Here is an 11,346-nt window from a genome sequence, read left to right as displayed (position 1 = left end):
GCAGCAGCGGAGGCCGTCTAGGTATGCGACGACCTCCGAATATAGGTATCGGCTCCCGATTTCAGCGGCGTCTCGCGAACCGATGATGGAGGCATCAGGACAGACAGACCGAAGTACGGGGAGTACAAGATGTTTATCCATCCGGAAATGTCATACGCCATAGTCGCCGACCGTCGGCAGGCACTGATCGCTCAGGCCGAGCGGCACCGCCTGCTCAGCTCGCTCCGCCGCGACCGCAAGACGCGGGCCGTGCCTGTCCGCGACACCCGAACCGCCGCTACGCTGGGCGGATGCGAGCGAAGCGCAGCACCAGCCCGATGATGGTCGGGCGCGACGCGGAGCTGCGCGAGCTGACTCGGCTGGCGCGCTCCGGTCGCTGCGAGGTCGCGCTCATCGCCGGCGAGCCGGGTATCGGCAAGACCCGCCTCGTCCAAGAACTGCTCGCCACCCTTCCGGCCGGGACCACCGTCCTGGTGGGAAGGGCGGAGCCCGGTTCGCTGGCCCGTCCCTACGAACTGCTCATCGACGCACTCGGCTTGCACGACTCCTCGCAGCTGCGAGAACTGACCGACCCGGCACGCAGCTCGGTCGAGCGCCTGCACACCGGCCTCGACCTGGTCGAACAAAGCATCGGGGGCGCGCCGGCGGTCATCGTCTTCGACGATCTGCACTGGGTCGACTCGGAGAGCGCGGCGCTGTTCGAGCGGATCGCCGACTGGATCGGCCCGGGGCTGATCATCGGCACCTACCGGCCCGACGAGGTGACCAGCCGGCATCCGCTGGCCGCGCTGCTGGCCCGGCTCGAGCGCCGCTACGAGGTGAGCCACCTGCGGCTCGAACGGCTCGACGAGGACGACACGGCGGCGTTGCTGGCCGCGGTCGCGGGCAGGCCGGTGCCCTACCGGCTCGTCGCGTCGATGTACCACCGCACCGGAGGCAACCCGTTCTTCCTCGAGGAACTGTTGCGCGGCCGCGAGGGCGACGATCTGGAGTCGCTGGCTGAGCAGCCGTTGCCGTGGAGCCTGGCCGAGGTGCTGCGCCGCCAGGTGGAGGACCTCGACCCGGAGAGCCTTCGCGTGGTTGAGGCCGCCGCCGTGCTCGGCCAGCGGGTGCCGTTCGATCTGCTCGCAGTGGTCAGCGGCACGGACGAGCAGAGGCTGATCGACGTGTTGCGCGACCTGGTTGCGCGCGGCCTGCTGACCGAGGCCGCTGAGGACGAATTCGCGTTCCGTCACGCGCTGGTACGCGAGGCGCTGACTGAGCGGATGCTCGGCCGGCAGCGGCGGCGCCTGCACGAGGCGGCCCTCGAGGTGCTGCTTGCGCAAGGGGAGGCCGATCCCGCGCTCGTCGCGCACCACGCCCAGGCCGCGGGCCGGTACGACGATATGGTCGCGGCGGCTCGTCAGGGGACTGCGCGGTACCTGTCGATCGGCTCCGCCTACCAGGCGCTTCAGCTGGCCGAGATGGGATTGGCCGAGGCCGGCGACGAAGCCGAGCTGCTGGCGGGCGCGGCGCGGGCCGCCTGGCTGGTCGGTCTCCACGACGACGCGACAGGCTACGCGCGGCGCTGGCGGGACGCGTCGGACGACCCGGCGGACCGTGCCCAGGCGCTGTATGTGCTGATGCGTGTCGCCTTCGAAATCGACGACATCCCCGAGATGGAGCGGTACACGGCAGCGATCGAAGACCTGCTCGGCGAACTGCCGCCGGGCGCTGACCAGGCGCGTGCGATGGTCGCGGTCGCGCAGTCGACGGTGCTGCGGGACCAGACCGACGCGGCGATCGCGTGGGCGGACAAGGCGCTTGAGGTGGCGGAGCGTCTCGACCTGCCCGGGGTCCGGCTCGCCGCGCTGCTGGAGAAGGCGAACGCGCTCGGTGAAGATCCGAGCGAGCGGGCGCAGGCTCAGGCGATGGTCGCACAGGTGGCCGACGACGCCGAGAAGCTGGGTGACTGGGTGCTTGCCGCGCGCGCCCTGAACCTCCTGTTCATGAGCCCCATCCGCTCGGTGACCGAACAGACCGAAGTGCTTGAGCGGATGCGCAGCGCTGCCGAGCGGGCCGGCTACGAGCGGCTCGCGGTCGCGGCGTACTTCCAAGGCCTGGCCAGGCTCGCCGTCAGGGAAGGCAGGCTGCGCGACGCGATGGACGCGCTACGGCAGGGGCGCGCCCGCGACAGCGCGTATCTGCACGGCTTCAGTCGCGCCGACTACCACATCGTCTTCGATGCCGGGCTGAGCCTGGAGGCCGGACAGTACCGGCGGGCCGCGGAGCTCGTTGCCGAGGCGAGCGCGCTGAACTGGCAGAGTCCGCTGGTCATCACCGGACTGCGCTTCCACCTGATCTGCCGCACCCGGCCGCAGGAGGCTGACAGCCTCGTCGACGAGGTGATCCAAGGCCTCGACGGTCAGCCCTGGCGCAGCGGCTCGCAGGCGCACGACCTGCTCTCGTGCGCGCTGAGCGCGGGTCTGCCGCTGGCCCGGATCCAAGCACTCGCGGACAGTCTGGTCGCGGTCGGCGTCTCCGACGAGTGGCGCACGATCGTCGACGCGCAGCTAGCCGAGGTACTCGGGCAGGGCGCCGCCGCCCTGGACGGCTACCGCTCCGCGACCGAATCAGGGCTGCTCCCGCCGTCGGTCCGCGGTACGGCGCATGTCGGCGCGGCGCGCTGCCTCCTCGCGATGGACCGGCAGGCGGAAGCCGTCCGGCATGTCGAGGCCGCCGCCGAGCTGCTGGCGCACTGGTGGGGATGGCGGGTCGAGGAGCTGGACCAGGTCCGCTCCCGCCTGGGCGTCTTCCCCGATGCCAGCCGGCGCGCGGTAACCGGCCCTGAGGCGCTTACGCCCCGGGAACGCGAGGTCGCCATGCTGGTCGCCGCCGGGCTGACCAACGGCGAGCTGGCGAAGAAGCTGTACATCTCGCCGAAGACCACGGCCGTGCACGTCTCGAACATCCTGCACAAGCTCGGCATCACGTCCCGCACCGAGGTCGCGCGGCTGCTCAAGCCGGAGGGGTCATCCGAATCAGGCGTCGATCACGCCGGCGACGAGCCCGCATCCCGCTGACGCGTCAGCGACAGGACCGGATGGACGATCTCGTCCGCGACCCACCGCAATGACGGCATGTCGATCGGGCTCAGGACCACATGCCGTGCACCCGCGTCGATCAGTTCCGTCAGCAACGCGCGAGCGCCGGTCGGCCCGGGGAAGCGGGCCGAGCCGTCCGACGGCGGCTCCTGCGCAGTAAACAAGACCTGAACCGAGCGGGTGATCTCGGCCGGATCGCGGCCGATCGCGGCGCACTGCGAATCGAGAGCGGCGCTCTTGTGGCGGAAGTCCTCGGCCGTGAAGCTGGGGCTCGCCCAGATGTCCGCGTGTTCGGCGACCACCCGCAGGGCTCGCTCCCCGCCGGCACCGATCATGATCGGCGGACCCGGACGTTGGACGGGCTTGGGCTCGCAGATGGCGCCCCTCAGCTGGTAACAATCCCCCGGAAAGTCAAAGGGCTTATCCTCGGTCCACAGCCTTTTGACCAGGGTGCACGCCTCGCCGAGTGCGGCCAGTGCCTCGCCGGGCGTGACGATGTCGATTCCGTAGGCGGCGTACTCGCGATCCACGATGCCCCGCACCCGAGGATCGCTCACCGCGCTGCCGCCCGCGCCGATCCCGAATACCAGCCGACCGCGCGCGATGATGTCGACCGTGGCCGCCATCTTGGCAAGCACGGCAGGGGGCCGGATGCGATTGCTGGTGACGATCACGCCCAGCCGAAGCCGGCTGGTCTGGGCAGCGAGCGCGGCGAGCAGCGTCCATGCTTCGATCGCCGGGGTGGTGACGTCGCCGCGCATGGGCACGAGGTGATCCCAGAGCCAGGCGTGTTCGAACTCTGGCAGAGCCTCGGCCTCGCGCCAGATCTGAAGGATCTGCTCGTAGGTCGTGCCGACTTGGCTCGTCTTGATGCCGAAACTCACCCTGCTGGTGTCAGCAGACACAATGCCCTCCCGTGGATTGAAGCCGCCCGCCGCTCAGATCCCGCTTACTTCAGGACTCGAAACCCGACGTGCGTCGCTGCCGGGGTCACCAGCGTCCGAGTGCGTTCGAGCGTGATCGACGAATCCAGTGTGCCGAACAGCGGCGTGCCTCCACCCACCAGCACCGGCACGATGTGCACGCGGATCTCGTCGACCAGGCCGAGCGGGAGCGCCTGCTGCATGACGGTCGCGCCGTGCAGGCCGACGAACTTGTCGCCCGCCACCCGCTTCGCCTGCTCGATCGCGCTGGCCACGCCGTCTGTGACGAAGGTGAACACCGGCGGGTAAGCCGTGGTCGGCCTGTTGTGGGTGACCACGAAGCACGGGGTGTCGCCGACCGGGCCGCCCTCGCCCCAGCCGCCGTCACCCTCGTTCTTGTCGAACGACTTGCGGCCCATCACGACCGCGCCGACGGAGTCGAGCAGCTCCTGCAGGAGGGCCCGGTCATCGTCGGTCGCCGCGCCGAAAATCCAATCGTGCAGCATCCCCGCGCCGTCGCCGAACGGGTTCTCGCGGCTGTCGTTCGGGCCGGTGACGTACCCGTCGAGCGACATGGACATGTCGCAGATCACCAATGCCATGACTGGAGCGTAGTCGCCCGTGCCGGGATCGAATACCGTCGCCGAGTCATGATCTGCAAGGTTTGGACAGGGATTGCAAGCACTTGCGAATCTCCTTGCAGATATTTCTAATTCTTCTCCTAAATATTGCGGACATGTGTCGACGGTTCTACGCTCCGCGCAGCGCTTGAACCCACCGGCGCTCTCGCCACACCCACCGGGGAACCGCCATGCCCGTCGTTCGCAGACCCCTGCTTTCGGCGGCCACCACGCCGCAGGTCGTCCGCCGCGTGCGCGCCCGCACGCTCGCAGGGCCGGCCGCCGGGCATGGCGCTCCCGGCGTGGTGGCCGGGAAGATCACCGTCGAGGATCAGGGTCGCTCCTCGTGTCGTGGGCGTCGTCGGCGGCCGTGCCGCGTCGTCAGGACCCGCACACAGCCGGCATCTTTCCCCACCCCCGGTACAGGTGCGCCCTCCACCACCGAAAGGCTCACCAGCTGATGTCTATGCGCCTAAGATCAGCAGACCGCCCACCCACGGCGCGTGGGCGACGCGCGCGGCTGACCGCCGCGGCCGTCGTCGCCGCCACCGCCTTCGCCACCCTCCCCGCGCTGCTGGGCGGGTCGCCCGCACTCGCCATGAATGGCCCCGGCACTCCGCCGTACTGGGCTCAGTCCCCGTTCAACGTGCCGAGCGGCACTGGCGCGAGCGTCCCGTTCACCGAGTACGAGGCCGAAGCCGCCAGTACCAACGGTACGATCATCGGCCCCGACTTCACCCAGGGCGACCTGGCCACCGAGGCGTCCGGCCGCGAGGCGGTGCAGCTGAGCTCTCAGGGCCAGTACGTGCAGTTCACCCTCACGAGCTCGGCGAACGCCTTCGACGTGCACTACTCCGTACCGCAGGGCTCCTCGGGCACGCTGTCGGTGTACGTCAACGGCAACAAGCTCAGCCAGCAGCTCTCGATGACCTCGGCGTACAGCTACATCACCACCGGAAACATCACCGGCAGCAAGACGCACAAGCTCTATGACGACGTGCGGATGATGTTCGGCCAGACGTACGGGTCGGGCACGACCGTGCGCCTGCAGGTGGACTCGGGCAACACCGCCACGCCGTACACGATCGACGTGGCAGACTTCTACAACGCCCCGGCCGCCGCGTCCCAGCCCTCCGGCTCGCTCTCGGTGACCAACTACGGCGCCGACCCGACCGGCGCGAACGACTCCTCGAGCGCGTTCAACAACGCGGTCAGCGCGGCGAACTCGGCGAACGAGTCGGTGTGGATCCCGCCGGGTACGTACAAGATCGGCTCCTCGCTCTCGGTGAACAAGGCCACGATCATCGGGGCCGGCTACTGGTACTCGCAGCTCGAGACCAACATGTTCATCAGGAATGCCGGCGCGGTCTCCGGGCCGGTCAACCTCAGCGGCTTCGCGATCCTCGGCAACACGGTCGGCCGGCACGACGACAGTTCCGCCAACGCGATCGACGGATCGCTCGGCAGCGGATGGACCGTCAACGGTCTCTGGATCCAGGACACGAACGTCGGGTTCTGGCTCCAGTACGGCAACAGCAATTGCACGGTGGAGAACAGCATCGTCGAGTCCACCGACGCGGACGGCCTGAACTTCAACGGCAACGCGTCCAGCTGCACGGTGAAGAACAACTTCCTGCGCAACGACGGCGACGACGGCCTGGCGATCTGGTCGTATCCGAGCGCCGACTCCAACATCACGTTCGAGAACAACACGATCGTGCAGCCGACGCTGGCCAACGGCATCGCCGACTACGGCGGCTCGAACAACACGATCTCCAACAACGTGGTCGCCGACACCGAGCCGCTGGGCAGCGGTATCAACATCTCCAACGAGGCGTTCCTTCAGCCGTTCACGCCGCTGTCCGGAACGATCACCGTGTCCGGCAACTACCTGATCCGCACCGGCGCGTACAACCCGAACTGGACCCATCCGATGGGCGCCGTCCAGTTCGATGCCTACGACACCTCGTACACGAACGTCACCGTCAACTACAGCGGCGGCGCGATCCTCGACAGCCCGTATGAGGCATTCGAGTTCGTCGGCGGCGCGGGCACCGGGCAGACGGTCACCGGCGTCACCATCCAGAACGTGCAGGTCCAGAACACCGGAACGACCGTAATGCAGGCGGAGACCGGCGGTTCGGCGAGTGTCAGCGGTGTGACCGCCAGCGGCATCGGCGTGTCGGGCGCGTACAACGACGGCTACAACAGCGGCAACTACACCCCGGGCGCATTCGCCTTCAACCTCGGCAGCGGCAACTCCGGCTGGAGCACGACGCCGGACCTGACGACCTTCCCCGACCCGGTGCAGCCCGGCGCGTTGAAGGCCTCGACGACGAGTCTGTCGTTCGGGAACGTCAATGTCGGATCGACCAGCGCCGCGCAGTCGGTGACGGTGACCAACCCGGGTACCACCGCCGCGTCGATCTCCTCGATCAGCGCGACGTCCAACTTCAGCCAGACCAACAACTGCGGCGGCTCGATCGCGGCCGGCGGCTCGTGCACGGTCAACGTGACCTTCGCCCCGAGTACCGGCGGCAACCTGACCGGGACACTGTCGATCGCGAACAGCGCTCCGGGCAGCCCGCTGACGGTCGCGCTTTCCGGCCGCGGCGTCACTCCGACGACGAACCTGGCGCTCGGCCAGCCGGTTACCGCCAGCGGCTCGCAGGGCGGCTTCCCCCCGACCAATGCGGTGGACGGCAACACCAGCACCTACTGGGAGAGCACGAACAACGCCTTCCCGCAGTGGTTCCAGGTTGACCTGGGCGCCCCGGTGAGCATCGGCAGCATGACGTTGGACCTGCCGCCCTCTTCGTCGTGGGGCACGCGCACGCAGACGATCCTGGTCCAGGGCAGCACCGACGGCAGCAACTACAGCACCCTGGTTCCATCTCAGGGCTATACCTTCAACCCCGCCACCGGCAACACGGCCAGCGTCTCGTTCAACCCCAGCACCGTGAGGTACGTAAAGCTGACGTTCACCGCCAACACCGGCTGGCCGGCCGGGCAGATCTCCGAGATTCAGATCTTCTCCGGCGGCGGGACCAACGGCAGTGCCCTGACGGCGTCGCCGTCGAGCCTGTCCTTCGGCAACGAGAACGTCGGCTCGACCAGCGGCGCGCAGTCCGTCACGGTGACGAACCCGGGCAGCAGCTCGGTGTCGATCTCGTCGGTGTCGGTCAGCGGCCCGTTCGCGCAGACCAACGCCTGCGGCAGCTCGCTCGCCGCGGGCGCGAGCTGCACGGCCAGCGTCACGTTCACGCCGACCGCGAGCGGCTCGGCCAGCGGCAGCCTGTCAGTGGCGAGCAGCGCGCCGGGTAGCCCGCTGACGGTCTCGCTGTCGGGAACCGGCGTCACCTCCAGCACCAACCTGGCGCTGAACAAGGCGGTGACCGCGAGCGGCTGGACGCAGAACTACGTGCCCGCCAACGCCGTGGACGGCAACACCAGCACCTACTGGGAGAGCACCGACAACGCCTTCCCCCAATGGCTCCAGGTCGACCTCGGCTCGGCACACAGCATCGGCCGCATCGTGCTGAACCTGCCGCCGTCCTCGGCGTGGGGGACGCGCACCCAAACCCTCTCCGTCCTCGGCAGCACCGACGGCAGCACCTTCACCACGATCGTCGGCTCGGCGGGCTACACCTTCAACCCATCGACCGGCAACACCGTCACGATCACCTTCGCGTCCGCCACGACCCGGTATGTGCGGCTGAACTTCACCGCCAACACCGGATGGCCGGCGGGCCAGGCCTCTGAGTTCGCGGTCTACGCCCAGTAGCCGCGAGCTCGCGTACACGCCACCGAATATTCGACGTCAGACCCCCACGGCGGCGCCTCGCGGCCTGCTCTGCCCAGGCCGCGCGGGCGACCGCGCCCTCGCACCCGCTCTCACCCTCGAGGAATGGCCTTGAGAACTCTGACCCCGCTGCGCGCCGTCGTCGCGGCCGCGCTCGTCGCCGGCTTCGCCAGCATCCTGGCACCGGCGCACGCCGCAGCCCCGCCGTGGATGAACACCAGCCTGACTCCGGCGCAGCGCGCGCAAGCGCTGCTGGCCCAGATGACCTCCGCCGAGAAGATCGACATGATGCACGGCGGCAGCTCGTGCAACGGCTACGGCGCCTGCGTGGACGCCAACACCCGGCTCGGCATCCCGCAGCTGCGGCTGCAGGACGGCCCGGCCGGCGTGGCCGACGGCCAGACCGGCGTCACCGAGCTGCCCGCGCCGGTCGCCGGCGCGGCGAGCTGGGACACGTCGCTGATGCAGCAGTACGGCCAGGTGATCGGCGCCGAGACGTGGGCCAAGGGCGCGAACATCTCGCTCGGCCCGACCATCAACATCGTGCGCGACCCGCGCTGGGGCCGCGCCTTCGAGTCGTACAGCGAGGACCCGTATCTCGCCGGCCAGCTCGCCGCCGCCGACATCCAGGGCATCCAGAGCCAGGGCCCGATCGACCAGGTCAAGCATTACGCGGTCTACAACCAGGAGACCTACCGCAACACCAGCTCCGACAACGCGGTCGTCGACGCCCGCACCGAGCAGGAGATCTACCTGCCCGCGTTCCAGGCGGCCGTCCAGCAGGGCGGCGCGGACTCGGTGATGTGCTCCTACGCGATGGTCAACGGCACCTTCGCCTGCGAGAACCCGGACCTGCTGCAGACCATCCTGCGCAACCAGCTGGGCTTCACCGGCTTCGTCACCTCCGACTGGGGCGGTACCCACTCCACCGTCGCGTCGGCGGACAACGGCCTCGACCAGGAGATGAACGGCAGCACCTACTACGGCACCGCGCTGACCAACGCGCTGGCCGCCGGCCAGGTCTCCCAGGCGACCATCGACGGGCACGTGCTCAACATCCTCACCGCGATGTTCGCCGCGGGACTGTTCGACAAGACGAACTCCGGCAGCCTGACCAACAATGTGACTTCGGCCGCTGACACGGCCGTGGCCCGGCAGGTGGCCGAGGAAGGCAGCGTGCTGCTGCAGAACGGCGGCTCCGTCCTGCCGATCACGTCCGCCGACAAGTCGATCGCCGTCATCGGCGACGACGCCGGCGTGGACGCCGAGACGGCCGGCAACGGCAGCGCGCACGTGAACGCACCGTACGTCACCACGCCTTATCAGGGCATTCAGACCCGTGCGGGCAGCAGCGCGACCGTCACCTACTCGCAGGGCGTCGCGAACCCTAACGGCTCGCTCGTGGACAGCTCGTACCTGACCCCGTCCTCCGGCAGCGGCAACGGCCTGTACGGCCAGTACTACACCAACAACTCGCTGTCCGGCAGCCCGGTGCTGACCCGCGTCGACCCGGACATCAACTTCAACTGGGGCGGCCTCTCGCCCGGCGGCTCGGTCCCCGGCACCAACTGGTCGGTCAAGTGGACCGGCACGCTGACCCCGCCGACCACCGGCACCTACAACTTCTCGCTGACCAGCGACGACGGCAGCCGCCTGTTCATCAACGGCCAGCAGATCATCAACAACTGGGCCGACCAGCCGCCGACCACCAAGACCGGCTCCGTCTCGCTGACCGCCGGCCAGCCCGTGAGCATCGAGGTGGACTACTTCCAGGACGGCGGCGGCAGCCAGGTCAACCTCGACTGGCAGATCCCGAACCAGGACCTGATCACCCCGGCGGTCAACGCCGCCAAGGCCGCCAACGTCGCAGTCGTCTTCGTCAACAACCCCGAGGGCGAGGGCGCGGACCTGAACAACATCGACCTGTCCTCCGCGCAGAACCAGCTCATCACCAGCGTGGCCGCGGCGCAGCCGAACACGGTGGTCGTGCTCAACACCGGCTCGGCGGTGACCATGCCGTGGGCGAACTCGGTCAAGGGCATCATCGAGAACTGGTATCCAGGGCAAGAAGACGGAACGGCCATCGCGGCGCTGCTGTGGGGCGACGTGAACTTCTCCGGCAAGCTGCCGGTGACCTTCCCGCAGTCGCTGGCCGACGTGCCGGCCAGTACCCCGGCGCAGTGGCCGGGCCAGAACAACACCGTGCAGTACTCCGAGGGACTGGACGTCGGGTACCGCTGGTACGACGCGCAGAACAAGACCCCGCTGTTCCCGTTCGGCTTCGGCCTGTCCTACACCACCTTCGGCTACGCCAACCTCACCGTCGGCGCGCCGGACTCCTCAGGCAACGTCGCCGTCGGGTTCGACGTGACCAACACCGGCAGCGTCGCAGGGACTGAAACCGCCCAGGTCTACGTAGGCCAGCCCAGCAGTGTCGGTGAGCCGCCGAAGAACCTGCGCGGGTTCCAGCGGGTGACCCTGAACCCCGGCCAGACCCAGCACGTCAGCCTGACCCTCGACGCGCGCAGCTTCGAGTACTGGAACACCAACGGCTGGACCAATGCCGCCGGGGTCAACCAGGTCTATGTCGGTGCTTCGTCCCGCGACATCCGGCTGACCGGCCAGGTCACCATTGCGGCAGGCGGGCCCCCGGCGGCGAACCTGTCCGCCTCGCCGAGCAGCCTGACCTTCGCGGCGCAGAACGTCGGCAGCACCTCGGGCGCACAGTCGGTCACGATCTCCAACACCGGCAACGCGGCGGCGGCGATCAGCTCGGTGACCGCCGGCGGCGACTACGCAGAGACCAACACCTGCGGCAGCTCGCTGGCCGCCGGCTCCTCCTGTTCGGCCTCGGTCACGTTCACCCCGACAGCGGCCGGAACGCGCACCGGGACGCTGACTGTCAACAGCAACGCGGC

At 68.9% G+C, this 11,346-nt stretch carries 5 protein-coding genes; 3 read left to right on the top strand and 2 right to left on the bottom strand.

All coding sequences use genetic code 11. The annotated features are described in order from the left end of the window. Positions 1-290 precede the first annotated feature (290 nt). On the top strand, positions 291-3,062 hold the full coding sequence (locus tag VGZ32_RS20095; protein WP_326887650.1) for a helix-turn-helix transcriptional regulator: 2,772 nt from the start codon (positions 291-293) through the stop codon (positions 3,060-3,062). Here VGZ32_RS20095 and VGZ32_RS20090 read toward each other — a convergent pair. Together VGZ32_RS20090 and VGZ32_RS20085 are read right to left on the bottom strand one after the other, a co-directional pair. Next, positions 3,032-3,967: an LLM class flavin-dependent oxidoreductase gene (locus VGZ32_RS20090; RefSeq protein ID WP_326887651.1), complete on the bottom strand. Its 936-nt coding sequence runs from the start codon at positions 3,965-3,967 to the stop codon at positions 3,032-3,034. The two genes, VGZ32_RS20095 and VGZ32_RS20090, sit on opposite strands and share 31 nt — an antisense overlap. A gap of 65 nt (positions 3,968-4,032) precedes the next feature. Continuing rightward, the gene (locus VGZ32_RS20085) at positions 4,033-4,608 is read right to left on the bottom strand and encodes a dihydrofolate reductase family protein (protein WP_326887649.1); all 576 of its coding nucleotides are present in this window, start codon (positions 4,606-4,608) and stop codon (positions 4,033-4,035) included. 478 nt (positions 4,609-5,086) lie between these two features. Between VGZ32_RS20085 and VGZ32_RS20080 the strand changes: the two genes are divergently transcribed. Together VGZ32_RS20080 and VGZ32_RS20075 are read left to right on the top strand one after the other, a co-directional pair. Continuing rightward, entirely contained in the window at positions 5,087-8,410 is a 3,324-nt protein-coding gene (locus VGZ32_RS20080) for a discoidin domain-containing protein (RefSeq protein ID WP_326887648.1), read from the top strand. Positions 8,411-8,533: 123 nt separating this feature from the next. Then, on the top strand, positions 8,534-11,346 hold a 2,813-nt coding region (locus tag VGZ32_RS20075), incomplete at its 3' end, for a glycoside hydrolase family 3 C-terminal domain-containing protein (RefSeq protein WP_326887647.1).

It is taken from the genome of Actinocrinis sp. (assembly GCF_035938995.1).
Lineage (GTDB): Bacteria > Actinomycetota > Actinomycetes > Streptomycetales > Catenulisporaceae > DASZGI01.
The sequence above is the reverse complement of the archived record's forward strand: the minus strand, read 5'-3'. Positions and strand labels throughout refer to the sequence as shown.